Origin of the sequence: Streptomyces sp. NPDC050439 (genome assembly GCF_040655335.1) — a bacterium.
Lineage (GTDB): Bacteria > Actinomycetota > Actinomycetes > Streptomycetales > Streptomycetaceae > Streptomyces.
On the sequence record NZ_JBFAJT010000003.1, the window covers coordinates 61,744 to 87,171 of the forward strand.

General features: G+C 72.3%; 21 protein-coding genes and 1 riboswitch. Of the genes, 17 read left to right on the forward strand and 4 right to left on the reverse strand.

All coding sequences use genetic code 11. The features are described from left to right. The 3 genes from AB0I66_RS13370 to AB0I66_RS13380 all read left to right on the forward strand — a co-directional run bounded on the left by AB0I66_RS13370 (nt 1) and on the right by AB0I66_RS13380 (nt 1,894). On the forward strand, nt 1-234 hold the full coding sequence (locus AB0I66_RS13370) for a hypothetical protein (protein WP_363207959.1): 234 nt from the start codon (nt 1-3) through the stop codon (nt 232-234). A gap of 227 nt (nt 235-461) precedes the next feature. Then, nucleotides 462-1,316, forward strand: coding sequence for a helix-turn-helix transcriptional regulator (locus tag AB0I66_RS13375; protein WP_363207960.1), 855 nt, complete (start codon nt 462-464; stop codon nt 1,314-1,316). Nucleotides 1,317-1,357: 41 nt separating this feature from the next. Continuing rightward, the gene (locus AB0I66_RS13380; RefSeq protein ID WP_363207961.1) at nt 1,358-1,894 is read left to right on the forward strand and encodes a hypothetical protein; all 537 of its coding nucleotides are present in this window, start codon (nt 1,358-1,360) and stop codon (nt 1,892-1,894) included. A gap of 234 nt (nt 1,895-2,128) precedes the next feature. On the opposite strand, the gene AB0I66_RS13385 is transcribed toward AB0I66_RS13380, so the two are convergent. Further along, entirely contained in the window at nt 2,129-2,470 is a 342-nt protein-coding gene (locus AB0I66_RS13385; RefSeq protein ID WP_363207962.1) for a DUF397 domain-containing protein, read from the reverse strand. Nucleotides 2,471-2,621: 151 nt separating this feature from the next. Further along, nucleotides 2,622-2,765: riboswitch (cobalamin riboswitch) on the forward strand. A 106-nt stretch (nt 2,766-2,871) separates the two neighbouring features. Here AB0I66_RS13385 and AB0I66_RS13390 point away from each other — a divergent pair. The 7 genes from AB0I66_RS13390 to cobI are packed head-to-tail and all read left to right on the forward strand — an operon-like array spanning nt 2,872 to nt 13,793. After that, the gene (locus tag AB0I66_RS13390; protein WP_363207963.1) at nt 2,872-3,813 is read left to right on the forward strand and encodes a cobalamin biosynthesis protein; all 942 of its coding nucleotides are present in this window, start codon (nt 2,872-2,874) and stop codon (nt 3,811-3,813) included. Continuing rightward, nucleotides 3,810-5,318 carry a cobyric acid synthase gene (locus tag AB0I66_RS13395; protein WP_363207964.1) on the forward strand — a complete coding sequence of 503 codons (1,509 nt, stop codon included), beginning with the start codon at nt 3,810-3,812 and terminating at the stop codon, nt 5,316-5,318. Before AB0I66_RS13390 ends, AB0I66_RS13395 begins: the two co-directional genes overlap by 4 nt. Beyond that, on the forward strand, nt 5,315-8,989 hold the full coding sequence (gene cobN / locus AB0I66_RS13400; RefSeq protein ID WP_363207965.1) for a cobaltochelatase subunit CobN: 3,675 nt from the start codon (nt 5,315-5,317) through the stop codon (nt 8,987-8,989). Before AB0I66_RS13395 ends, cobN begins: the two co-directional genes overlap by 4 nt. Nucleotides 8,990-9,035: 46 nt before the next feature. Then, a complete protein-coding gene (locus tag AB0I66_RS13405; protein ID WP_363207966.1) occupies nt 9,036-11,096 on the forward strand; it encodes a putative cobaltochelatase in 2,061 nt (686 codons plus the stop codon). Beyond that, nucleotides 11,096-11,704: a cob(I)yrinic acid a,c-diamide adenosyltransferase gene (gene cobO / locus AB0I66_RS13410; RefSeq protein WP_363207968.1), complete on the forward strand. Its 609-nt coding sequence runs from the start codon at nt 11,096-11,098 to the stop codon at nt 11,702-11,704. Before AB0I66_RS13405 ends, cobO begins: the two co-directional genes overlap by 1 nt. After that, on the forward strand, nt 11,698-13,047 hold the full coding sequence (locus AB0I66_RS13415; RefSeq protein WP_363207969.1) for a cobyrinate a,c-diamide synthase: 1,350 nt from the start codon (nt 11,698-11,700) through the stop codon (nt 13,045-13,047). Before cobO ends, AB0I66_RS13415 begins: the two co-directional genes overlap by 7 nt. Continuing rightward, nucleotides 13,044-13,793, forward strand: a complete 750-nt coding sequence (cobI, locus tag AB0I66_RS13420) for a precorrin-2 C(20)-methyltransferase (RefSeq protein ID WP_363207970.1) — start codon at nt 13,044-13,046, stop codon at nt 13,791-13,793. The genes AB0I66_RS13415 and cobI overlap by 4 nt, the downstream gene beginning before the upstream one ends. Nucleotides 13,794-13,810: 17 nt before the next feature. On the opposite strand, the gene AB0I66_RS13425 is transcribed toward cobI, so the two are convergent. Next, on the reverse strand, nt 13,811-14,539 hold the full coding sequence (locus tag AB0I66_RS13425; protein ID WP_363207971.1) for a ZIP family metal transporter: 729 nt from the start codon (nt 14,537-14,539) through the stop codon (nt 13,811-13,813). A gap of 91 nt (nt 14,540-14,630) precedes the next feature. Between AB0I66_RS13425 and cobM the strand changes: the two genes are divergently transcribed. Genes cobM through cobC form a run of 5 tightly spaced genes read left to right on the forward strand, consistent with a single transcriptional unit; the run spans nt 14,631 to nt 20,535 of the window. Beyond that, a complete protein-coding gene (cobM, locus tag AB0I66_RS13430) occupies nt 14,631-15,455 on the forward strand; it encodes a precorrin-4 C(11)-methyltransferase (protein WP_363207972.1) in 825 nt (274 codons plus the stop codon). Further along, nucleotides 15,452-16,720 (forward strand): precorrin-6y C5,15-methyltransferase (decarboxylating) subunit CbiE, encoded by a 1,269-nt coding sequence (gene cbiE / locus AB0I66_RS13435; protein ID WP_363207973.1) that lies wholly within the window; start codon nt 15,452-15,454, stop codon nt 16,718-16,720. The genes cobM and cbiE overlap by 4 nt, the downstream gene beginning before the upstream one ends. Further along, a complete protein-coding gene (gene cobJ, locus AB0I66_RS13440; RefSeq protein ID WP_363207974.1) occupies nt 16,717-18,516 on the forward strand; it encodes a precorrin-3B C(17)-methyltransferase in 1,800 nt (599 codons plus the stop codon). Before cbiE ends, cobJ begins: the two co-directional genes overlap by 4 nt. Beyond that, nucleotides 18,513-19,463, forward strand: coding sequence for a sirohydrochlorin chelatase (locus AB0I66_RS13445; RefSeq protein ID WP_363207975.1), 951 nt, complete (start codon nt 18,513-18,515; stop codon nt 19,461-19,463). The genes cobJ and AB0I66_RS13445 overlap by 4 nt, the downstream gene beginning before the upstream one ends. Next, nucleotides 19,447-20,535, forward strand: a complete 1,089-nt coding sequence (gene cobC, locus AB0I66_RS13450; protein WP_363207976.1) for an Rv2231c family pyridoxal phosphate-dependent protein CobC — start codon at nt 19,447-19,449, stop codon at nt 20,533-20,535. The genes AB0I66_RS13445 and cobC overlap by 17 nt, the downstream gene beginning before the upstream one ends. Before the next feature lie 177 nt (nt 20,536-20,712). Here the strand turns inward: cobC and AB0I66_RS13455 are convergent, their stop codons facing one another. Further along, nucleotides 20,713-21,651, reverse strand: a complete 939-nt coding sequence (locus AB0I66_RS13455; protein ID WP_363207977.1) for an SCO1860 family LAETG-anchored protein — start codon at nt 21,649-21,651, stop codon at nt 20,713-20,715. A 319-nt stretch (nt 21,652-21,970) separates the two neighbouring features. Between AB0I66_RS13455 and AB0I66_RS13460 the strand changes: the two genes are divergently transcribed. Then, nucleotides 21,971-22,834 carry a 2-phosphosulfolactate phosphatase gene (locus AB0I66_RS13460; protein WP_363207978.1) on the forward strand — a complete coding sequence of 288 codons (864 nt, stop codon included), beginning with the start codon at nt 21,971-21,973 and terminating at the stop codon, nt 22,832-22,834. A gap of 36 nt (nt 22,835-22,870) precedes the next feature. On the opposite strand, the gene AB0I66_RS13465 is transcribed toward AB0I66_RS13460, so the two are convergent. Then, nucleotides 22,871-23,962 (reverse strand): amidohydrolase family protein, encoded by a 1,092-nt coding sequence (locus AB0I66_RS13465; RefSeq protein WP_363207979.1) that lies wholly within the window; start codon nt 23,960-23,962, stop codon nt 22,871-22,873. A gap of 100 nt (nt 23,963-24,062) precedes the next feature. Here AB0I66_RS13465 and AB0I66_RS13470 point away from each other — a divergent pair, with 100 nt between their 5' ends. Then, nucleotides 24,063-25,166: an aminotransferase class V-fold PLP-dependent enzyme gene (locus AB0I66_RS13470; RefSeq protein ID WP_363207980.1), complete on the forward strand. Its 1,104-nt coding sequence runs from the start codon at nt 24,063-24,065 to the stop codon at nt 25,164-25,166. Nucleotides 25,167-25,428 lie beyond the last annotated feature (262 nt).

Here is a 25,428-nt window from a genome sequence, read left to right on the forward strand (position 1 = left end):
ATGGACATCGACTGGGCAGCCCTCGGCTCCGTCTTCGGAGTCAGCCTCGCGGTGACGGTGGCCCTGGTGGGCCTGTTCACCCTCGGCATCGTCGGCCTCTCCAAGCACGAGGCGGCCACGTCCGGCGCCTCATCGGCCACGGGCGGCGCCGCGGCGGCACGCACGGGCGCGTACGCGTGCTTCGCGCTCTGCGCGGCGGCCGTGGCGTACGGGATCTATCTGATCGTCGCCTGACGGCGAATCGAGCTGGCACATAAGCCGGGTGGGACGCACCTCATGGTGCGTCCCACCCGGCTTTTGCGTGTCCGCGCGCCCCCTCATTCACGCGAACGAGCGCATGCGATGCGGCGAAGTGACATATGGCATAATGGCATCAGGCTGTCTGCTAGCGTCGGCTGCACATATGGCTCTCTGCCTTATGTCATCAATCGAAACAGCCGCGACGACAGCGAGGAGCCACCATGCCGAGGGATGTCGACCCGAGCTTGAACCGCCGCAGGCTTCGCATCGCACTGCGCAAGGCGCGCGAGGCCGCGAAGCAGTCACAGGGCCATGCCGCCCAGGCCCTCGACTGGTCACTTTCAAAGATCATGAGGATCGAGCAGGGAACGGTGAGCCTCTCGGTCACCGACCTGCGCGCCCTGCTCCAGCAGTACGGGGTGACGGACCCGGCGCTCGCCGCGGAGCTCGAAGACGCCGCCCGCGGTTCCAAGGGGCCGAGCTGGTGGGCCCAGTACCACGACGTCATCGGCCCGCAGTTCAGTCAGTACTTGGGATACGAGAGCGCCGCCGCATCCTTTCGCACGTACAACCCGATCATCGTCCCCGGCCTTCTGCAGACGGACGATTACGCGATGGCGCTCCTCGCCCCACGCGTCGACGAGGCACGGGCGCGGCGGATCGTGGAGCTGCGGACAGCGCGCCAGGAGCGCGCTCTGGAAAGCGAGAACCCACCGTGGACGTTCTTCGTCATCGACGAGGCCGCACTGCACCGCCAGGTCGGCGGGTCACGCGTACAGCGCGCCCAGCTGCAGCACCTCATCACCATGTCCGAACGCCCGAAGGTGTCCCTGCAGGTACTGCCCTTCACCGCAGGCGCCCACTACTCCACCCTGAGCAGCTTCATCCTGCTCGGATTCTCGGACGACGAGGACCTGCTCTACCTGGAAGCCCAAGGAAACCAGTCAATCCGTGACGACCACGAGCTGATCGTGAGCCACCAGGAGTGCTTCGAGTCCCTCCGCGAGATCGCGTACAGCGGAGACAAGGCGATCTCCCTGATCCAGCGGATCAGGGAAGGCATCGACAGCAGCTGATCTGCCGGGCACGAGGAGCCCGGGGAGCGAGGAGGGGCCATATGCCCGCGTTGCGAGAGTGGTGGCGGGGGATCCTCACGGCCATCGGGCAGGCACCGTGGCGCAACACCGGCACGGCTGGTGCGCAGGGTGCGGGTGCGGGTGCGGCTCCTGTCGGACCCTCGGCGGGCGCCCCCGCCCCCGGCCGGTCACCGGCCGACGACCCCACGTACAACCAGCTCGTCCGCGAGGCGATGACCAACCCGTTCGGTGCGCTGGTGATGAACATGCTGGATCACAACCGCACGGAGGACCACGCCCGGCTGTACCGAACCAAGATCCGCAACTGCACCGGCTGCATAGTCGTCCTGCTGCTCGCGCTCGCCGGAATGCTCATCCTTCTGAGCGCCCTGAACCTGACGGGTTTCTGGACGGTCTTCTCGGTGATCAGCGGCGTCATGGCCCCCGTGGTCGCACTGAGCCGTCAGCTGTCCAAACTGCTCTCGGAGACCGGGACGGCCACGCCGACGCTCGGCGACGACCGCCGGGCCGTGGTGCCCGCCCAACGTCCCGAGCCTACGGCCGACGACCGTTCCTGAGATCGGCGGACCCCCACCACAACCCTACGGACACCGCGGTCACCGCAGCCGCGAAACCCCAGGTGGCAAGTCGCGCGGCCGTACTCTCCACCAGCAGGGAAACCACCGCACCCACCAGGGCCGCCGCCGCGCCGAGCAGCACACACACCACCGCGGCCACAACCGCCGGAGTCCTACGCCTCTCCCCGTGCCCGCCGCGCGCCAACTGCCGTAACTCGGCGAGATGATGCTCAGTCATCCTGCTCCCCTTCCCTCTCCCCCCGCGCCGACGAGGGCGCTCAGGAACGCCTGCCAGCGCTCAACGGAGAAGACGACGCGTGACCCTGACGGGTTCTGCGAATCACGGACGACCACCGCCTTCCGCACGAAAGCGACTTCGACGCAGTGTCCAGAATCCCCGCTGTAGCTGCTCCTGCGCCAGAGGCACCCAGATGAACTTCCATCGGCCACGCCGACCTCCCCCTGCCAGAAAGCCGGCGTCCCTCGACGCAAGTCCGTGTCGTCATTCTTCGCCCACGCCGCTGCACGATAGTGCCGTGATCTTGCGGGGCCCAGCGGACCCCCGTGAACCACCACAGCACGTCACGACCCGGGCCCAACCACTCGCGGACCGCTCTCTGGATGTCGTGTCCCAGTCTAGGAAAGTTCAATTTCGGAGCCTAGGGAAAAACCGGTCCCATGTGGGCCTCCGCACACTCTCCCGTCCCAGGTCAACGGCAAGTTGACGGGCGTTCGTGGGCGTGGTGGACTGCCGGAGCCAATACGGCAGCAGGAGAGGAAGCCGGTGTGAATCCGGCGCGGTCCCGCCACTGTCATCGAGGAGCTGACTCCTCGGAAGCCAGGAACTCTCGCCGCCGATCACGTCGAACCAGGGCGCGGACACCCTGAGTGAGGACATATCGCCATGCGCGGCCGCCCGTTGCCGGACCAGTTCCCGAGCGTGAGCTCACTTCTCGGCACAGCGACCGGCTGAAGCCATGCGTGCCGATCGCGACTTCGCGTACGGCGCCGCCGCCGGCCTTCTCGGTGATCTGTTCCTCGGCGATCCTCGTCGCGGGCATCCGGTCGCCGCGTTCGGGCGGGCTGCCGGTGCCGTCGAGCGTGTCCTGTGGCGTGACCACCGCGGGTGGGGTGCCCTGCACGCCGTGGTGTGCGTCGGGGGCGCGGCAGGCGCCGCCGCTCTGTTCTCTTCTCTTGTACGTGACTCACGCGCCGCGTCCGTCGCGCTGACCGCCGCCACCACCTGGGCCGTGCTCGGCGGGACCTCGCTCGGGCGTGAGGCGCGGGCCGTGGGCGGGGCGCTCGCCGCCGGGGACATCGAGGTGGCCCGGGAGCGGCTGCCGCATCTGTGCGGACGTGATCCGCAGGCCCTGGACGCCGACGGCATCGCGCGGGCCGTGGTGGAGTCCGTCGCCGAGAACACGTCCGACGCCGTGGTGGGCGCCCTGGTGTGGGGGGCCCTGGGCGGCGTGCCGGGGCTCGTCGCCTTCCGCGCCGTCAACACGCTCGACGCCATGGTCGGGCACAAGTCCGCGAAGTACCGGCGCTACGGGTGGGCTTCCGCCCGGCTCGACGACGTACTGGGGTGGCCGGGCGCACGGCTCACCGCCGTGCTCGCGGCGGCCGCCGGGGACGCGCCGCAGGGCGCCGTGCGCGCCTGGCGCCAGGACGCCGCCAAGCATCCGAGCCCCAACGCCGGGCCCGTCGAGGCCGCCTTCGCGGGGGCGTTGGGCGTACGGCTCGGGGGGACGCTCTCGTACGCGGGGCGCGTGGAGCACCGGCCGGTCCTGAACGGCGGCGGGCGGGGCGTGCAAGTCGCCGACATCGAGCGGGCCGTGAAGCTGTCGCGGCGGGTCGGTCTCCTTGCTCTCGGGGTCGCCGCGGCCGTGAGCACCATACGGAAAGGCAGGGCCTCATGAGTGGTGGACTCCTCGTCGCGGGAACCACGTCCGACGCGGGCAAGAGTGTCGTCACCGCGGGGATCTGCCGGTGGCTGGCCCGCAAGGGCGTCTCCGTCGCGCCCTTCAAGGCGCAGAACATGTCCCTCAACTCCTTCGTCACCCGCGAGGGCGCCGAGATCGGGCGCGCTCAGGCCATGCAGGCGCAGGCCGCCCGGGTCGAGCCGACCGCGCTGATGAATCCGGTGCTGCTCAAGCCGGGCAGCGACCGCAGCAGCCAGGTCGTCCTGATGGGCAAGCCCGTGGGCGAGATGAGCGCGCGCGGCTACCACGGAGGGCGGCAGCAAGCGTTGTTGTCGACCGTCGTGGGATGCCTGGAGGAACTTCGGGGCAGCTATGACGCCGTGATCTGCGAAGGCGCGGGCAGTCCCGCCGAGATCAATCTGCGGCGTACGGACATCGTGAACATGGGGATCGCGCGGGCCGCCCGCTTCCCCGTGGTCGTGGTGGGAGACATCGACCGCGGGGGCGTGTTCGCCTCCTTCTTCGGGACGACGGCGTTGCTGAGCGCCGAGGACCAGGAGCTGGTCGCCGGATATCTCGTGAACAAGTTCCGGGGCGACGTCTCGCTGCTCGAACCCGGGCTCGACATGCTCCACGGGCTCACCGGGCGGCGCACGTTCGGTGTGCTGCCGTTCCAGCACGGCCTCGGCATCGACGAGGAGGACGGCCTGCGGGTCTCCCTGCGGGGTGCCGTACGGGAGTCCGTCGTCGCTCCCCCGGTCGGTGAGGACGTGCTGCGGGTCGCTGTGTGCGCCATTCCGCTCATGTCGAACTTTACGGACGTGGACGCCCTGGCCGCCGAACCCGGCGTCGTCGTGCGGTTCGTGGACCGGGCCGAGGAACTCGTCGACGCCGATCTCGTGGTCGTGCCCGGCACGCGCGGCACCGTGCGCGCCCTGGAGTGGCTGCGCGAGCGCGGCCTCGCCGACGCCATCGCGCGGCGGGCCGCCGAGGGGCGGCCCGTCCTCGGGATCTGCGGCGGCTTCCAGGTGCTCGGGGAGCACATCGAGGACGACGTCGAGTCGCGGGCGGGAGCCGTGGACGGGCTCGGTCTGCTGCCCGTGCGCGTGCGCTTCGAGCGCGAGAAAACCCTCGCGCGGCCCGTCGGCACGGCCCTGGGCGAACCCGTCGAGGGGTACGAGATCCATCACGGTGTCGCTCAAGTCCTGGGCGGGGAAGCCTTCCTGGACGGCTGCCGCGTGGGCGAGGTGTGGGGCACGCACTGGCACGGCTCCCTGGAGTCCGACGCGTTCCGGCGCCGCTTCCTCACCGAGGTCGCCCGCGCCGCCGGGCGCCGCTTCGTGCCCGCGCCCGACACCAGTTTCGGCGTCCTGCGCGAGGAGCAGCTCGACCTGCTCGGCGACCTGATCGAAGAACACGCGGACACGGACGCGCTGCTCAGCCTGATCGAGACCGGCGCACCCGCCGGTCTCCCCTTCATCGCACCGGGGGCACCTTCATGACCGTTCTGCTTCTGTCCACCGCCGACACGGACCTTCTTGCCGCCCGTGCCTCCGGCGCCCCCTACCGCATCGGCAACCCGACCCGGGTCGACGCGCAGGCCGAGCTGCCCGCGCTGGTCGAGGGCGCGGACATCGCCGTCGTACGCCTGCTCGGCGGCAAGCGGGCGTGGGAGGACGGGCTCGCGGCGCTGAAGGCGGCCGGCATCCCGACGGTGCTGCTCGGCGGTGAATCCGTGCCGGACGCGGAGCTGATGGCGGAGTCGACCGTGCACGCGGGGTCCGTGGCGGAGGCGCTGCGGTACCTCGTCGAGGGCGGCACGGAGAACCTGCGTGAGCTGGCGCGGTTCCTCAAGGAGGACGTCCTCGCGGCAGGGCACGCGCGCTCCGGTGACGCCCACGAACGGCAGAGCGCCGAGCCGCGGAAGATGCCCGAGTACGGGGTGCACGGCACACGCGCGTACGTCGAGGGCCGGCCGACCGTGGGTGTGCTCTTCTACCGGGCGCACCAGCTCTCCGGCAACACCGGCTTCGTCGACACGCTGTGCGACGCGATCGAGGCGCGCGGCGCCAACGCCCTTGCCGTGTACTGCGGTTCGCTGCGCGGCGCCGACTCCGGCCTGTACGAGATCCTCGGGAAGGCGGACGCGCTGGTCGCCACCGTCCTCGCGGCGGGCGGCACGCACGCCTCGGGGGCGAGCGCGGGCGGTGACGAGGAGGCCTGGGACATCGGCGCCCTCGCCGACCTCAACATCCCTGTCCTGCAAGGACTTTGCCTGACCTCGTCGCGTGCCACGTGGGACGCGTCGGACGCCGCGCTCTCCCCCATGGACGCGGCCATGCAGGTCGCGATCCCCGAGTTCGACGGCCGCATCATCACCGTGCCGTTCTCCTTCAAGGAGCAGGGCCCCGACGACGTACCGGTGTACGTGGCCGACCCCGAGCGCGCCGCCCGCGTCGCCGGAATCGCCCTGCGCCACGCCCAGTTGAAGCACAAGCCGAACGCGGAGAAGAAGCTCGCCCTGGTCTTCACCGCGTACCCGACCAAGCACGCGCGCGTCGGCAACGCGGTCGGCCTGGACACCCCCGCGTCGGCAGTGCGTGTGCTCGACTCCCTGCGGGACGCCGGGTACGTCGTCGAGGGCCACCCGGACAACGGCGACGAACTGATCCACCGGCTCATCAACGCCGGTGGCCACGACGTCGAGTGGCTCACCGAGGAGCAGCTGGCCGCCGCCCCCGCGCGCGTGCCGCTCGCCGACTACCGGGCGTGGTTCGACACGCTGGACCCGGAGCTGCGCGACGGCATGCTGGAGGCGTGGGGCGAGCCGCCCGGCAACCTGTACGTGGACGGCGACGACATCGTGCTCGCCTCGCTGCGGTTCGGGAACGTCGTCGTGATGATCCAGCCGCCGCGCGGCTTCGGCGAGAACCCGATCGCGATCTACCACGACCCCGACATGCCGCCCTCGCACCACTACATGGCGGCCTACCGCTGGCTGGAGATGTCCTTCGGCGCCGACGCAGTCGTCCACATGGGCAAGCACGGCACGATGGAGTGGCTGCCGGGCAAGGGCCTCGGCCTGAGCGGTGGTTGCGCCCCGGACGCGGTGCTCGGCGAGCTGCCGCTGATCTACCCGTTCATCGTGAACGACCCCGGCGAGGGCACCCAGGCCAAGCGCCGCGGGCACGCCACGGTGGTGGACCACCTGGTGCCGCCGATGGCGCGCGCGGACACGTACGGGGACCTGGCGAAGCTGGAGCAGCTCCTCGACGAGTACGCGCTGGTCAGCGACCTGGACCCGACGAAGGCCCCCGCCGTGCGTGCGCAGATCTGGACGCTGGTGAAGGCCGCCGAGCTCCATCACGACCTGCACGTGGACGAGCAGCCCGACGACACCGCCTTCGACGAGTTCGTCATGCACATCGACGGCTATCTGTGCGAGATCAAGGACGTGCAGATCCGCGACGGCCTGCACATCCTGGGCGGTGGCCCCGAGGGCGAGGCGCGCGTCAATCTGGTGCTCGCCGTCCTGCGGGCCTCCCAGGTGTGGGGCGGTCAGGCCAACGCCCTGCCCGGCCTGCGGGCCTGCCTGGCCGAGCACTTCGGGCTCAGCGAGAAGGAGCTGCTCGCCGAGCCGGGCGCGGCGGTGAAGGTCGCGGACGGCCTGACGTCGCTGGTCGACGGGCCCGCCCGGACCGGCGCGGACGCACTGGACCTCCTTGAGCAGCTGTGCCGCCGCCTCGCCGAGGGCATGGAGGAGCGCGGCTGGGAGCTCGGCGCGGTGCGTGAGCTGGTGCGCGAGACCGTCGGTGTCGAACTGCCGCCCGCCGTGGCCGTGTTGGGCTTCGCCTGCGAGGAGGTCGTGCCGCGGCTCGCGCGGACGACCGACGAGATCGGGCACATCCTGCGGGCGCTCGACGGCGGCTATGTCCCGGCCGGGCCCTCCGGGTCGCCCACGCGCGGACTCGTGAACGTGCTGCCGACCGGCCGCAACTTCTACTCCGTCGACCCCAAGGCGATTCCCTCGCGGCTGTCCTGGGAGGTCGGCCAGGCGCTCGCCGACTCGCTGATCGCCCGCTATCTGGCGGACACCGGCGCCTACCCGAAGTCGGTCGGCCTGACCGTGTGGGGCACGTCGGCGATGCGCACGCAGGGCGACGACATCGCGGAGATCCTGGCGCTGCTCGGCTGCCGTCCCGTGTGGGACGACGCGTCCCGGCGCGTGACGGGCTTCGAGATCGTGCCGGTGGAGGAGCTCGGCCGGCCGCGCATCGACGTGACCGTACGGATCTCCGGGTTCTTCCGGGACGCGTTCCCGCACGTCGTCGGCCTGATCGACGACGCGGTGCGGGCCGTGGCCGAGCTGGACGAAGCCCCGGAGTCCAACTACGTGCGGGCGCACGCCGACGAGGACACCGCCGAGCACGGTGACCGGCGCCGGGCCACCTCCCGGATCTTCGGCTCGAAGCCCGGGGCCTACGGCGCGGGCCTCCTTCCGCTGATCGACGCGCGGAACTGGCGCAGCGACGCCGACCTCGCCGAGGTGTACGCGGTGTGGGGCGGCTACGCCTACGGGCGCGGGCTCGACGGCAAGGCCGCGCGCGGCGACATGGAGACCGCGTTCCGGCGCATCGCCGTCGCCGCGAAGAACGTGGACACGCGCGAACACGACCTGGTGGACGCCGACGACTACTTCCAGTACCACGGCGGCATGGTCGCCATGGTGCGGCACCTCACGGGCGAGTCCCCCGAGGCGTACGTCGGCGACTCGGCGACCCCCGACCAGGTGAAGACGCGGACCCTGGGCGAGGAGACCCACCGCGTCTTCCGGGCCCGCGTGGTCAACCCCCGCTGGATGGCGGCCATGCGGCGCCACGGCTACAAGGGCGCCTTCGAGATGGCCGCCACCGTGGACTACCTCTTCGGGTACGACGCGACCGCGGGCGTGGTCGACGACTGGATGTACGAGAAGCTCTCCGCCGAGTACGTCTTCGACCCCGAGAACCGGGAGTTCATGCAGAAGTCCAACCCCTGGGCGCTGCGCGGCATTTCGGAGCGACTGCTCGAAGCGGCCGAGCGTGGTCTGTGGGCCGAGCCGGACGCGGGGACGCTGGAGCGGCTGCGGGCCACCTACCTGGAGCTAGAGGGCGATCTTGAGGGGGACGGGTGAGGCCCGCCGCCCCCTGCCCCGCCCCGGAACACGCAATGGAGGCCTTGTGAGTACCCCCTATCCGTTCACCGCCCTCGTCGGCCAGGACGACCTGCGGCTCGCGCTGCTGCTCAACGCCGTGTCGCCCGCCGTCGGCGGTGTCCTCGTACGCGGCGAGAAGGGCACCGCCAAGTCCACCGCGGTGCGCGCCCTTTCGGCGCTGCTCCCGCAGGTGCCCGTCGTGGCCGGCTGCCGGTTCTCCTGTGACCCGGCCGCTCCCGACCCCGCCTGCCCCGACGGCCCGCATGACGCGGGCGGGGCCTCCGTGCGGGACGCGCGGATGGTCGAACTGCCCGTGGGCGCATCCGAGGACCGCCTGGTCGGGGCCCTCGACATCGAGCGGGCGCTCGCCGAGGGCGTCAAGGCCTTCGAGCCCGGCCTGCTCGCCGACGCCCACCGCGGCATCCTCTACGTCGACGAAGTGAACCTGCTGCACGACCACTTGGTGGACCTGCTGCTCGACGCCGCCGCCATGGGCGCCTCGTACGTCGAGCGCGAGGGCGTCTCCGTGCGCCATGCCGCGCGGTTCCTGCTCGTCGGCACCATGAACCCCGAAGAGGGCGAACTGCGGCCGCAGTTGCTCGACCGGTTCGGGCTCACCGTCGAGGTCGCCGCGTCGCGCGAGACCGATCAGCGGGTCGAGGTCGTACGGCGACGGCTCGCGTACGACGACGACGCGGAGAGGTTCGCCGCGCGGTGGCACGACGAGGAGGCCGCGCTGCGCGGCCGGATCGTCGCGGCGCGCGCGCTGCTCCCCCAAGTGCGGCTCGGCGACGGCGCGTTGCGGCAGATCGCCGCCACCTGCGCGGCCTTCGAGGTCGACGGGATGCGGGCCGACATCGTGATGGCGCGTACGGCGACCGCCCTTGCCGCGTGGGCGGGACGCGAGGACGTGCTCGCGGAGGACGTGCGCCAGGCCGCGCTCCTCGCGCTGCCGCACCGGCGCCGGCGCAACCCCTTCGACGCGCCGGGGCTCGACGAGGACAAGCTCGACGACACGCTGGAGCAGTCCGCGGGGGACGACGAGGGCGACGGCGGGGACGACGACCCCGACGGCGGCGGCCCTGACGGGGGCGGACAGCCGCCGCAGGACGGACCCGACGCGCCTGACACCCCTGAGTCGCCTGAGACCTCCGAGGCTCCTGAGACCCCTGAGGCTTCTGACGGCGAGGCCGGGCAGGACGACGACGCCTCCCCCGAGCAGTCTCCGGCAGCCGGCGGCGGCGAGCAGCAGCCCGTGCGGGCCGCGGAGCCGTTCCGCACCAAGATGCTGAGCGTGCCCGGCCTGGGCGAGGGCGCCGCGGGGCGGCGCTCGCGGGCGCGGACCGAGCACGGGCGGACCACCGGGGCCCGGCGGCCTCAGGGGGCGCTCACCAAGCTGCACCTGGCGGCCACCGTGCAGGCGGCGGCCCCGCATCAGCGGGCACGCGGGCGCTCCGGGCGGGGGCTCGTCGTACGGCGTGACGATCTGCGGCAGGCGACACGGGAGGGGCGTGAGGGCAACCTCGTGCTCTTCGTCGTGGACGCCTCCGGGTCCATGGCCGCGCGGCAGCGGATGAGCGCCGTGAAGGGCGCGGTGCTCTCGCTGCTCCTCGACGCATATCAGCGGCGGGACAAGGTCGGCCTGGTCACTTTCCGGGGGTCCGACGCGGAGGTGGCGCTGCCGCCCACGTCGTCCGTCGACGCGGCTGCCGCCCGCCTGGAGACGCTGCCCACGGGCGGACGTACGCCGGTCGCGGCCGGGCTGCTCAAGGCGCACGAGGTGCTGCGGGTGGAGCGGCTGCGCGATCCGGCGCGGCGTCCGCTGGTGGTGGTCGTGACGGACGGCCGGGCCACGGGTGGCGTGGAGCCGGTGGCCCGAGCGGGGCGTGCGGCGCGGCTCTTCGGGGCCGCGGGGATCGCCTCGGTGGTCGTGGACTGCGAGTCGGGGCCGGTACGGCTCGGTCTCGCGGGGCAGCTCGCGGGTGAGCTCGGCGGGACCGCCGTGACGCTCGACGAGCTGCGGGCGGAGTCCATCGCGGGGCTCGTCAAGGACGTTCAGGGAACTCGTACAAGGAGCGTGGCCTGATGCCTCAGGGACAGCCGAGCATGGTGCCGGACGACGGGCTCACCACGCGTCAGCGGCGCAACCGCCCGCTGGTGTTCGTGCACACCGGGATCGGCAAGGGAAAGTCCACCGCCGCCTTCGGGCTCGCGCTGCGGGCCTGGAATCAGGGGTGGCCCATCGGGGTCTTCCAGTTCGTGAAGTCGGCGAAGTGGAAGGTCGGCGAGGAGAACGCCCTCAAGGTCCTCGGGGCGTCCGGCGAGGGCGGGTCCGTCGACTGGCACAAGATGGGCGAGGGCTGGTCGTGGATCCAGCGCGCGCCGGCCGAGGGCGAGCAGACCAACGAGGACAAGGCCCGCGAGGGCTGGGAGCAGGTCAAGCGGGACCTCGCCGCCGAGACGTACCAGCTGTACGTCCTCGACGAGTTCGCCTACCCCATGCACTGGGGGTGGATCGACGTGGACGACGTCATCGAGACGCTCCGGGCGCGCCCCGGGAACCAGCATGTCGTCATCACGGGGCGCAACGCGCCTGCTGAGCTCGTCGAGTTCGCCGATCTCGTCACCGACATGTCCAAGGTCAAGCATCCGATGGACGCCGGGCAGAAGGGCCAGAGGGGCATCGAGTGGTAGCTCGGCTTGTGGTGGCCGCGCCGTCTTCCGGGAGCGGGAAGACGACCGTCGCCACGGGGTTGATGGCCGCGTTCGCCGCGGCCGGGCTCGCCGTGTCCCCGCACAAGGTGGGGCCCGACTACATCGACCCCGGGTATCACGCGCTGGCCACGGGCCGGCCCGGGCGGAACCTCGACGCCTTCATGTGCGGGCCCGAGTTGGTCGCGCCCCTTTTCGCCCATGGGGCGCGGGGGTGCGATCTCGCCGTGGTCGAAGGCGTCATGGGCCTTTACGACGGGGCCTCCGGGCAGGGCGAGCTCGCCTCCACCGCGCAGGTGTCGAAGCTGCTGCGGGCGCCGGTGGTGCTTGTCGTGGACGCTTCTTCGCAGTCGCGGTCCGTTGCCGCGCTTGTGCATGGGTTCGCCTCGTGGGATCCGGAGGTGCGGATCGGGGGCGTGATTCTGAACAAGGTGGGGTCTGCGCGGCATGAGGGGTTGCTGCGGGAGGCCCTTGATGAGTCGGGGGTCCCGGTCCTCGGGGCGCTGGGACGCGCCCCGCAGGTCCAGGCTCCGTCGCGGCACTTGGGGCTGGTGCCGGTCGCCGAGCGGCGGGCCGAGGCGTTGGAGTCTGTTGCGGCGTTGGCCGCCCGGGTCCGCGAGGGGTGTGACCTGGATGCGGTTCTCGCGCTGGCGCGCAGTGCGCCTGCGTTGTCGGGTGACACGTGGGATCCGGTTGCGGTGGGGGCCAATAGTCGTCCCCTGGTCGCCGTCGCCGGTGGGGCCGCCTTTTCCTTCTCCTATGCGGAGCACGTCGAGCTGCTGACCGCCGCCGGGGCCGATGTCGTCACCTTTGATCCGTTGCGGGATGAGCAGCTGCCGCCCGGCACCGCCGGGCTCGTCATCGGGGGCGGGTTCCCCGAGGTGTACGCGCCGGAGCTCTCGGCCAACGAGCCGTTGCGGAAAGCCGTTGCCGAGCTGGCGCTGAGCGGTGCGCCCGTGTCCGCCGAATGTGCCGGACTGCTGTACCTGACGCGGGAGTTGGACGGGAAGCCGATGTGCGGGGTCCTTGACGCGCACGCACGGATGTCCGAGCGGCTCACGCTCGGGTACCGCGACGCCGTGGCCGTGTCCGACAGTTCCCTGGCCGTCGCCGGGACCCGGATGCGCGGGCACGAGTTCCACCGCACCGTCGTCGAACCGGGCGCCGGGGCGGTCGCCGCCTGGGGGATGCATGCTCCTGAGCGGCGCCTCGAAGGCTTCGTACAACAAGGCGTGCACGCGAGTTACCTGCACACGCATTGGGCCGCCGAACCCGGTATCGCCCGTCGGTTCGTAGAGAGGTGCAGAGGATGGGCAGCAGCATGAGCAGCAAGCTGGTCGGGGTCGGCGTCGGTCCCGGAGACCCCGAGCTCGTCACGGTCAAGGGCGTCAACGCGCTGCGTGCCGCCGCTGTCGTCGTCGTACCCGTCATGGCCGCGCCCGACGGCACGGACGGCGGCGAGCGCGGGCGCGCCGAGTCGACCGTGCTGCACTACGTCCCCGAGGACAAGGTCGTACGCGTCGTGTTCGCGCTCAACGAGCGCAGTGACCGGCAGCGCCGCGAGGCCGCCTGGGACGCCGCCGGTGAGCGGGTCGCCCAACTGCTGCGCGAGCACGGGTCCGTGGCGTTCGCGACGATCGGCGACCCCAACGTCTACTCGACGTTCACCTACCTCGCGCAGACCATCGCGGAGCTCGTGCCCGGCGTCGAGGTGGAGACCGTGCCCGGCATCACCGCCATGCAGGACCTCGCCGCGCGCAGCGGCGCCGTCCTCACCGAGGGCACCGAGCCGCTGACACTGGTGCCGGTGACCGCGGGCGCCGCCGTGCTCAAGGACGCGCTCGCCGGGCCCGGCACGGTCGTCGCGTACAAGTTCGGCCGGCTCGCCCACGAGGTGGCCGCCGCGCTGCGGGAGACCGGGCGGACCGAGGACGCGGTGTGGGGGTCGGCCCTGGGGCTGCCCGAAGAGTCCATCCAGGGAGCCGCCGAACTCGGCGACGCGCCGCTGCCGTATCTGTCCACCCTCATCGCTCCCGCACGGCGCGAGAGCGGCCGGGGCGGGAAACTGTGACACCCTCCGCGGCCGCCTCACTCCGCGATGCCCACCACCAGCCAGATGAACGCCGCCCCGGCCACCGTGCACAGCAGCGTCGAGCGGGCCGGGTGCTCGTGATGGGCCTCCGGCAGGATCTCCGCGGCGGCCAGGTAGAGCAGCGCTCCGCCGAAGAACCCCAGATATCCGCCGAGCAGTTGCTCCGGGATGGTGAACAGGAGCGTCGAGGCGGCGCCAAGGACGGGGGCCACCGCGTCCGCGAAGAGCATCGCGAGGGCCTTGCGGCGGGCGTTCCCGTACAGGCTGGTGATCGTGTACGTGTTGAAGCCGTCCGCGAAGTCATGGGCGACGACCGCCAGGGCCACCGCCGCGCCCATGCCGCCGCCCACCTGGAAGGCAGCGCCGATCGCGATGCCGTCCATGGCGCTGTGCCCGACCATCGCGCCGGCCGCCGTCAGGCCCACCTGAGGGACCCGGCCGTTGTGTTCGTCCGCCCCGTGCGCGGCGTGCCTGCCCGCGAGGAGGCGCTCCACCAGGTGCGCGGCGAGGAAGCCCGCGACGAACAGGAGCAGCGCCGCCGGTACGCCGAAGACCGGGGTGCCCGAGGCCTCCAGCGCCTCCGGCAGCAGGTCGAGGCCGACCACGCCGAGCATCAGACCGCCCGCGAGCCCCAGCACGAGGTGGCGCCGGTCAGTGACCCGCTGGGCCGTCCAGCCGCCCACCAGGGTCATCACGAAAGCGCCGAGCGCCACGAACACCGCCATGCGCCCTTGCTAGCCGATTGACCCCCTGCCCCGCACATCCCGCGCGGGGCGACACCACTGTTTTTCTGTTTCGTACGAGAGGAACCCACCCATGGCCGACGCCGAAGCCACCACCGGCAAGGTGACCTTTGTCGGGGCAGGGCCCGGCGCCGCCGACCTGCTCACCTTCCGTGCCGCCCGGGCGATCGCGGACGCCGATGTCGTCATCTGGGCCGCCAGCCTCGTCCAGGCGGCAGTTCTCGAACACGCGCGTGAAGGCGCAGAGATCCTCGACTCGGCGACGATGTCACTCGAAGAGGTGGTCTCCGTGTACGAGCGGGCCGCCGCCGAGGGCCTGAAGGTCGCCCGTATCCACTCCGGTGACCCGGCCCTGTGGGGCGGCACGCAGGAGCAGGTCGACCGGTGCGCAGGCATCGGCGTGGAGACCGAGATCGTGCCCGGCGTCTCGTCGTTCTCGGCGGTCGCGGCGATCGCCCAGCGCGAGCTGACGATCCCCGAGGTCGCGCAGTCCGTGATCCTCACCCGGCTCGGCGGCGGCAAGACGCCGATGCCGCCCGGCGAGGAGGTGCGGGAGTTCGCGCGGCACGGCACGACGATGGCGCTGTTCCTCTCGACGGCGCGCAGCGGCCAGCTGGTGCGGGAGCTTCTGGAGGGCGGCTATCCGACGACCACGCCCGTCGTCATCGCGTACCAGGTGACGTGGCCCGAGGAGCTCGTGCTGCACTGCACCATCGAGACCCTCGAGGAGACGGTCAAGGAGCACAAGCTCTGGAAGCACACCCTTTTCCTGGTCGGTCCCGCCCTCGCCGCGCACGGCACCCGCTCGCACCTCTACCACCCGGGCCACTTCCACGGCTTCCGCAAGGCCGACCCGCAGGCGCGGGCCGCGCTACGCGCCGAGAAAGCCACTTCATGATCACCGTCGTCGGTACGGGCACGGGGGCGCCGCTCGACGCGGCGGCCCTGGACGCCGTGCGCGCCGCGGGGCTCGTGGTGGGCGCCCGGCGGCACATCGACGCCGCCGAGCTGCCGCCGGGGACGGCCCGGGTGGTGATGGGGCCGCTCGCCCCCGCGCTCGACGCGATCGAGGAGCAGCTGGCCAAGGCGGAGGGGGTGGCGGGCGGCGGTGTCGTCGTGCTCGCCTCCGGGGACCCGGGGTTCTTCGGGATCGTTCGGGCGCTCGCCGAGCGGTTCGGGTCCGCCGCCCTTGACGTCCGGCCCGGTGTCTCGTCCGTCGCCACCGCCTTCGCGCGGGTCGGGCTCCCGTGGGACGACGCGGTGGTGGTGAGCGCGCACGGACGCGATCCGCGCACCGCCGTGAACGCCTGCCGCGCGCACCCCAAGGTGGCCGTCCTGACCGGCCCCGGCAGTGGTCCCGCCGAGCTCGGCGCCGAGCTGATGCGCCGCGCCGACACCCGTGCCCTCGTCGTCGCGTCCAGCCTGGGCGACCCGGAGCACGAGCACATCGAGCGGGTCACCCCGGCCGAGGCCGCGGGCCGCGACTGGGGCACCGCGGTGAGCGTCGTGCTGTGCCTGGACGAGGAGCGGGCCCTCGCGCCCGTACGCACCGTCGCGGGCCCCCGCCTCTCCCCCACCCGATGGGCCCTGGACGAGGACGAGTTCACGCACCGGGACTCGATGATCACCAAGTTCGAGGTGCGGGCGCTCGCCCTGGCCCGGCTCGGGCCGCGCACCGGTGACCTCGTGTGGGACATCGGCGCCGGTTCGGGCTCGGTCGCCGTGGAGTGCGCGCGGTTCGGCGCGGCCGTCGTCGCCGTGGAGAAGACCGCCGACGGGGTCGAGCGGGTGCGGGCCAACGCCGCCGCGCACGGTGTCGACGTACGCGCGGTGCACGGGGCGGCGCCCACCGTCCTCTCGGATCTCTCGGACCCGGACGCCGTGTTCATCGGGGGCGGCGGCCGTGAGCTGCCCGCCATAGTGACCGCGTGCGCGCGGCGGGCGCGGCGGACCGTCGTGGTCGCCATGGCGGCGATCGACCGGGTGCCCGCGGTCCGGGCCGCGCTGAGCGGCGCCGGGTACGACTGCGACGGCGTGCTGCTGCAGTCGTCGCGGCTCGCGCCGCTGCCCGGTGAGGTCTCGCGGCTCGCCGCGGCCAACCCGGTCTTCCTGGTGTGGGGCACCCGCCCCACACCATCCTTGTCTGAAGGAGAAGTGCAGTGATCGGCCTGATCTCCGCCACGTCGGCGGGCGGCGCGGCACGCGACCGCGTCGCCGCGGCGTGGCCCTCGCGGACGCGGGTGTACGAGGGTCCCGTGCGGGAGGCCGTGGAGCTGGCCTTCGCGGAGTGCGACCAAGTGGTGTGCTTCCTCGCCACCGGCGCGGTGGTGCGCCTCGCCGCGCCGCTCCTGCGGGGCAAGGACGTCGACCCGGGTGTCGTCTGCGTCGACGAGGCGGGGCGTTTCGCCGTCGCCCTGCTCGGCGGACACGAGGGGGGCGCCAACGCGCTGGCCCACGAGGTGGCGGACATCCTGGGGGCCACGCCGGTCGTGACGACGGCGACCGATGCCGTGGACGTGCCGGGTCTCGACACGCTCGGCCTGCCGGTCGAGGGGGATGTCGCCGGGGTCTCCCGCGCGGTCCTCGACGGCGAACCGGTCGCTCTGGACGCGGAGTTCACCCATCCGCTGCCTCCACTGCCGTCCAACGTCACGCCTCGGCAGGGGCAGCGGCAGCCGGGCGGGCCGGTCATCCGGGTGACGGACCGGGTCCTCGAACTCGGCCCGGGTGAAGTCGTGTTGCGGCCGCCGTCCCTCACCGTGGGCGTGGGAGCCAGCAAGGACGCCCCCGCCGACGAGGTCTTCGGGCTCATCGAGGACACCTTGCGCGACGCGGGACTCTCCCCCGCGTCCGTCGCCGCGCTCGCGACCGTCGACGCGAAGGCCGGGGAGCCCGGCATCGTCGAGGCGGCGGCGCGGCTCGGGGTGCCGGTCGTGACGTACGCGGCCGGCGAACTGGCCGCTGTCGACGTCCCGAACCCCTCCGACGCGCCGCTCGCCGCCGTCGGTACGCCCTCGGTGGCGGAGGCCGCCGCACTGCGCGGCGGCGGTGAACTCCTCGTGCCCAAGCGGAAGTCGGCGCCCGAGGGCCGTGCGCCCATGGCCACCTGCGCGGTGGTGCGCCGCACGCCTCGCGGGCGACTGGCCGTGGTCGGGCTCGGCCCCGGCGCACGCGATCTGCTGACGCCGCGCGCCCGCGAGGAGCTGCGCAGGGCCTCGGTCCTGGTCGGCCTCGACCAGTACGTCGACCAGATCCGCGACCTGCTCAGGCCCGGCACGAAGCTCATCGAGTCGGGTCTCGGCGCCGAGGAGGAGCGGGCCCGTACCGCGGTCGCCGAGGCCCAGAAGGGGCAGGCGGTCGCACTGATCGGCTCCGGTGACGCGGGCGTGTACGCGATGGCGTCGCCCGCGCTCGCCGAGGCGAGCGACGACATCGACGTCATCGGGGTGCCCGGCGTGACGGCCGCGCTCGCCGCGGCGGCGATCCTGGGCGCGCCGCTCGGCCACGACCACGTGTCCATCAGCCTGTCCGACCTGCACACCCCGTGGGAGGTCATCGAGCGCCGGGTGCGCGCGGCGGCCGAGGCGGACATCATCGTCACCTTCTACAACCCGCGCAGCCGGGGCCGCGACTGGCAGCTCCCGAAGGCCCTGTCGATCCTCGCGGAGCACCGCGAGCCCACGACGCCCGTGGGTGTCGTGCGCAACGCGTCCCGCCCGGACGAGTCGGCGCGCCTGAGCACGATCGCCGAACTCGACCCGGCGGTCGTCGACATGATGACGGTCGTGACCGTCGGCAACACCGCGACCCGCGAGATCGCGGGCCGCATGGTGACCCCGCGCGGCTACCGCTGGCAGCACGCGGACCCCGCGGACGCGGGCCCCGCGGACGTGGAGCGGGTCAGCCACGGCGCCGCCGAGAACGCAACCATCACCGAAGCATCCAAGGAGTCCCAGTGACCACCCCGCCCGCACTGCTCATCGCCGGACACGGCACCCGTGACGACGCCGGGGCGGCCGCCTTCCGGGACTTCGTGCAGGAGCTCGCCCGCCGCAACCCCGAACTCCCGGTCGCCGGCGGCTTCATCGAACTGTCCCCGCCGCCGTTGGGCGACGCGGTGTCCGACCTCGTGGACCGGGGCGTCAAACGTTTCGCGGCGGTCCCCCTGATGCTGGTGTCCGCCGGGCACGCCAAGGGTGACATCCCCGCGGCGCTCACCCGCGAGAAGGAGCGCCACCCCGGCATCTCGTACACCTACGGCCGCCCGCTCGGCCCGCACCCCTCGCTCCTGAAGGTCCTGGACCGCCGCCTGGACGAGGCGCTCGGCGGCTCGGCCCGCACGCCCGAGGACCGCGCGGACGTCACGGTGCTGCTCGTGGGCCGCGGTTCGACCGACCCGGACGCCAACGCGGAGGTGCACAAGGCGGCGCGGCTCCTGTGGGAGGGGCGCGGCTACGCGGGCGTGGAGACGGCGTTCGTGTCGCTCGCGGCGCCGGACGTGCCGTCGGGCCTGGACCGTTGTGTGCGGCTTGGCGCGAAGCGGATCGTGGTCCTGCCCTACTTCCTCTTCACGGGCATCCTGCCGGACCGGGTCCGTCAGCAGACGGAAGGCTGGGCGGCGGCGCACCCCGAGACCGAGGTCCTCTCGGCGGACGTGATCGGCCCCGAGGAGGAGCTGCTCGACCTCGTCATGGAGCGCTACCGGGAGGCGGTCAAGGGCGACCTGCGGATGAACTGCGACTCCTGCGTCTACCGCATCGCCCTGCCCGGCTTCGAGGACAAGGTGGGGGCGCCGCAGCAGCCGCACTTCCACCCGGACGACGACGGGGACCACGGACACGGGCACGGTCATGGGCATGGGCATGGGCACGGCCACCACCACGGTTCGCATGCGCACTCCCACTGAGGGCCGCACTCCCACTGGGGGCACGTACGAGGGCGGGCCGGACCTGCGGCATCACGGGGATGCCGAGGTCCGGGGCACCGCCGGCCTCACCGACCTCGCGGTGAACGTCCGCTCGGACACCCCTCCTGCCTGGCTGAAGCGGCACATCGCCGCCTCGCTGGACGGCCTCGCGGCCTATCCGGACGGCCGGGCGGCGCGGCAGGCGGTGGCCGAGCGGCACGGCGTGACGCCGGACCGGGTGCTCCTCACGTCGGGCGCGGCGGAGGCGTTCGTGCTGCTCGCCCGCGCGCTGAAGGTGCGCAGGCCGGTCGTGGTGCACCCGCAGTTCACCGAGCCGGAGGCGGCGCTGCGGGACGCGGGGCATGAGGTGGGGCGGGTGCTGCTCCGGGAGGAGGACGGTTTCCGTCTCGCGGGGGCGAAAGTCCCCGAGGACGCCGACCTGGTCGTGATCGGCAACCCGACGAACCCGACATCGGTCCTCCACCCGGCCGCCTCGATCACCGAACTGGCCCGACCTGGGCGGGTGTTGGTGGTGGACGAGGCGTTCATGGACGCGGTGCCGGAGGAGCGGGAGGCGCTGGCGGGCCGCACGGATGTGCCCGGTCTCGTCGTCCTGCGAAGCCTCACCAAGACGTGGGGTCTGGCGGGGCTGCGGATCGGTTACGTCCTCGCCGACCCGGAGACGATCGCCTCCCTGTCGCGGGCGCAGCCTCTGTGGCCGGTGTCTTCGCCCGCCCTCGCGGCGGCGGAGGTGTGTGTGGCTCCTGCGGCGCTTGCCGAGGCGTCGGCGGCGGCGGTACGGGTGGCTGCTGACCGGGCCCATCTCCTGCGCGGGCTACGGGAGTTCGCCCCCTTTGGGGTGAGGGTCGTCGAGCCTGCGGAGGGGCCCTTCGTGCTCTTTCGGGCGCCTGGGGCCGCGGGCCTGCGGGAGCGGTTGCGGGAGCGGGGGTTTGCCTTGCGGCGGGGGGACACGTTTCCCGGGCTGGGGGCTGATTGGCTCCGGGTGGCGGTGCGGGATCGGGGGACTTCGGATGGGCTTTTGGGGGCGGTGCGGGGGTTGTTGGGGGGGTAATTTCCCCAACCCCACCCCTTCCCGAAAACTCGCTCTGGCGCGAGGGCCTTAAACGCCGGCCGGGCTGAACCACTCAGCCCGGCCGGCGTTTGAGGCCATCTTGTACGGGGTCTGGGGCGGAGCCCCAGTTTCGGGAAGGGGTGGGATTGGGGAGAGCCCCGCAGGGACCGCCCTACCTCACACCTTCCGCCCCCGGCGAGTCATCGCCACCGCCCCGCCCCCCGCGGCGAGAAGCAAGGCCCCGCCCGCCACCAGATACGGCGTGGACGAATTCCCCCCGGTTTCCGCGAGATTCGCCTCGGCCGGCTTCTCCGCGACCGGCTTCTCCCCCGCACCCCCCTGCGGCTTCACCGGAGCCGATGCCGAAGCCGAAGGCTCAGGCTTGGCAACAGCAGTGGGAGCTTCGCAGGACGCCCCCGCCAACGTCACCGTCCCCTCCACCTCCGCCACATTCAGCTTCAGGGGATTCACGGACACCGTCAGCTCCAGCGCGGACGCCGCAGCCGTACGCGACGTCGTATGGGTCTTGGACAGGTCGAGCCGCACCTCACCGACCCCCGGCACCTTCACCTGGGTCGTGCCCCCGGCCGACAGCGTGACCTTCTTGCCGAGCACCGTCACGCCACCCAGCAGATTCGCCTCGGCGACCGGCCGCTTGCCCGCCTCGCAGACCGCCTTGGACGTCACCTGGTCGACCTCGATCAGGGAAAGCAGCGGCAGGCCCGGCACATGCACCTTCGCCCGCGCGATGTTGCTGTACCCCTCCGCCCTGCCCTTCTCCGCGGTCGCCTTCGCGGTGGCCACGTCGGCCCGCAGCACGCTGAACGGCTGCCCGCCGTTGACCCCGTCAAGCGCGGCGGTGAGCGCGGTCTTGTCGGCGTTGGCCGGCGCCTGCACTTCGTTGAGCGAGACCTTGAGCGGGACGTTCAAGGTCTTGTTGAGCAGGGAGACGTCGAGCCCGGTGCGCAGCACGACGGCGTTCGCGCGGCCCTTGTCGCCGCCCGTCGCCGCGGCGGGTCCCGCGGTGGCGAGCGCCGCGGGACCCGCGACGAGCACCGTGGCGGTGGCGATCACGCCGAGACGGCGTGCGGGCAGGCGGAAGGCGTTGCTGTTCAAGGTGGTGGAACCCCCACAAGAGTTACGGAGTCGCCGGCGGCCTCGCGCTTCGCTGGATGGGGACATCGCATGAGCACGACACCGGCAACATCGACAGAGGGAATCTTTACGCACTGAGAGTGAATAGCCAGCGACGAAGCGTGAGTTCACTCCAAAGGGAGGTTTCCGCCCTTGCTTTCGAATCTTGCGGCACGGGCGTTCCCCCGAGTCACCCGGGCAACTCCCTGGCTCGAACACGCCGGTTGACGCCGACGCCGTGGCCGAATGATGTCCAACGAACCGAGGCCCTTGTGCGTAACGCTCCGTCAATATGAGTCCCATGGGACGGACGAGGCACGACCGTGGTGATCAGTGGTCCGCGCAGGGCGAGTACGCGGTGCGGTTCGAGTGGGGGCCGGAGGGGGCTCGGCGACTCATGGCGGGCGGGGACGTGGTCTGCCTGGTCGTGGTCGACGTGCTGTCGTTCACGACGGCGGTGTCGGTCGCCGTGGAGGCGGGGACGAAGGTCTTCCCTTACGCGTGGCGGGACGAGAGTGCCGTCGCCTTCGCGCGCGAGCGGGACGCGGCCCTTGCGGTCGGGCGGCGCGGGGTGACCGAGGGGTCCCCGTGGTCTCTCTCCCCGGCCGCCCTGCGCCGGGCCCCTTTCACGCCCCGTCTCGTGCTGCCCTCGCCCAACGGTTCGGCGATCGCCGCGGCGGCGGGCGCCTCCGGGGTGGTGGTAGCGGGGTGCCTCAGGAACGCGGCGGCCGTGGGGAGTTGGCTGGCCGGGCAGGGGTACGGGCGACCTGACCGGCCGGTCGCCGTCGTTGCCGCCGGCGAGCGGTGGGGCGACGGGAGTCTGCGTCCCGCCCTGGAGGATCTGCTGGGGGCGGGGGCGGTGATCTCCGCGATCCAGGAGGCGGAGCTCTCACCGGAGGCCTCGGTGGCGGCCGCCGCGTACACGTCGTGCACAGACGTCGCCTCGGCCGTCGCCGACTGCGCGTCGGGGCGGGAGCTGGTGAGCCAAGGCTTCGCGGCGGATGTAGCGGTGGCCGTGGAACTGGAGGCTTCGGAGGGGGTGCCGGTACTGGTGGACGGGGCGTTCTTCTCCCCCACCCCGCCCCTTCCCGATACTGGGGCTCCGCCCCAGACCCCGCTCCTCAAACTCCCCCAGACTCCGTCCGGGGGGACCCACAGGGGCTGAAACGATCAGCCCCTGAAACGGCGACCAAGAAGCCCCCTAGCCCACCACTCTCCCGTTCAGCACCACCCTTCGCGGCGCGGCCAGTACCCCCACGTCCTCCCGCGGATCGGCCCCGTACACCACCAGGTCCGCCGGTGCGCCCTCCACCAGGCCGGGGCGTCCCAGCCAGGACCTCGCTCCCCAGGTCGTCGCCGACAGGGCGTCCACCGCCGGGATTCCGGCGAGCCGCAGCTCGGCCACCTCGGCGGCGACCAGGCCGTGGGCCAGTGAACCGCCCGCGTCGGTGCCCGCGTACACCGGCACGCCCGCGTCGTACGCGGCCCGCACCGTGTCGTAGCGGCGCTCGTACAACCGCCGCATGTGCCGCGACCACTGGGGGAACTTCGACTCGCCGCCGTCGGCGAGCTGCGGGAACGTCGCGATGTTCACCAGGGTCGGGACAATGGCGACGCCCCGCTCGGCGAAGAGCGGAATGGTCTCCTCGGTCAGTCCGGTGGCGTGCTCGATGCAGTCGATGCCCGCCTCGACCAGGTCCCGCAGGGAGTCCTCGGCGAAGCAGTGCGCCGTCACCCGCGCGCCCAGGCGGTGCGCCTCCGCGATCGCCGCCTCCACCTCGGGCCGGGGCCAGCACGCCGTCAGGTCCCCGGCGTCGCGGTCGATCCAGTCGCCGACCAGCTTGACCCAGCCGTCACCGCGCCGGGCCTCCTGGGCGACGTACGCGACGAGGTCGGACGGCTCGATCTCATGGGCGTAGTTGCGGATGTAGCGGCGCGTGCGCGCGATGTGGCGGCCCGCTCGGATGATCTTGGGGAGGTCGTCGCGGTCGTCGATCCAGCGCGTGTCGGACGGTGAACCCGCGTCACGGATCAGGAGGGCGCCGATCTCGCGGTCGGTCAGCGCCTGCTTCTCCGCCACCTCCGGCTCCACCGGGCCGTGCGCGTCCAGGCCCACATGGCAGTGCGCGTCGACCAGGCCCGGGAGCGTCCAGCCCTCGATCGTCGTGACGTCCGCCGGCCGCGACGGGCGGTCGTACGTCACCCGGCCCCCGACCACCCACAATTCGTCCCGGACCTCGTCCGGGCCGACGAGCACCCGCCCCTTCACGTGCAGCACCGTGTGATCGCTCATGTACAGCAGCTTAGGAGCCTGTCGGTACGCTCGGTCCGGCAGCCCGAACGAACTCGTGAGCGAAGTGAGCAGCGAAGTGAGCAGCACCGGTACGACACACGTGACGACGCATCCATTCCTTGACCTGGCCCCCTTGAGTGCCCGGCACTTCGCCTCCATCGAGGAGCGCGTCGCCGGCCTGCTCTCCACCGAGCAGGACGTCGTGATCATGCAGGGCGAGGCGCTGCTGCCCCTGGAGGGCTGCATCCGGGGTGCGGCCCAGCCCGGCACGACGGCGCTGAACGTCATCACCGGCCCGTACGGACAGACCTTCGGGAACTGGCTGCGGGACTGCGGCGCGACCGTCGTCGATCTCGCCGTGCCCTTCCACACGGCCGTGACCGCCGAGCAGGTGCGCGAGGCCCTGGCCGCGCACCCCGAGATCGACTTCGTCTCGCTCGTGCACGCCGAGGCGGCGACCGGAAACACCAATCCCGTCGCCGAGATCGGTGAGGTCGTCACCGAGCACGGCGCCCTCTTCATGCTCGACGCCGTCGCGTCGGTGGCCGCCGAGCCGCTGCTTCCGGACGCGTGGGGCGTGGACTTGTGCGTGATCGGCGCGCAGAAGGCGATGGGCGGCCCGGCGGGTGTCTCGGCCGTCTCCGTGAGCGAGCGGGCCTGGGCGCGCCTGGCCGCCAATCCGCGGGCGCCGCGCCGCTCCTACCTCTCTCTCCTGGACTGGAAGGAGCGCTGGATCGACGGCGGCAGGAAGGCACTCCTGCACGCGCCCGCCCAGCTGGAGATGCTTGCCCTCGAGGCGTGCGTGGAGCGCATCGAGGCGGAGGGTCTTGACGCGCTGACGGCACGGCACGCCACCGCCGCCGCGGCCACGCGCGCGGGCGCGCTGGCCCTGGGCGGCGGTCTGACCCCGTACGTCCACGAGGCGCGGGACGCCGCTCCGGTCGCCACGACCCTGCGCGCCCCGGAGGGTGTCGACGCGTCGGCGCTCGTCGCAAAGGCGCTCGCCGCGGACCCGGTGCTTCCGCTGGTCGCCGGTGGTGGCGCCCTCGCCACGGAGATGATCCGGGTGAACCACTACGGACCGGACGCGACCCGTGGCGTCGTGCACGCCTCGCTGGCCGCACTGGGTGCCGCGATGGGCGAGGCCGGCCTCACCGTCGACCTCGAAGCGGCCCGGAGCGCGGTGACGGACGCCTGGCGGTAGGCGGGCGTAGGGGGGCGGGCGGCGCCGCTCTGCAGCATCTGGCGCAGGTGAAGCGCAACCGCGATCAGGCGGGGCGCTTCACCCCGGGCCTGAGGCGCACGTGCGAGCAGGAAGTGGTCGTAACGGGGCCGTAAATACTCTACGTAAATTCACGGACGAATTCCCACCGCTTCTTTATCCACTTTATCAGCACAGCTTCCCGTATTCTTCTGCCCGCTTTCCGGAGACCTAAACACTAAGGTTTCGACAACACGAAGTCTCA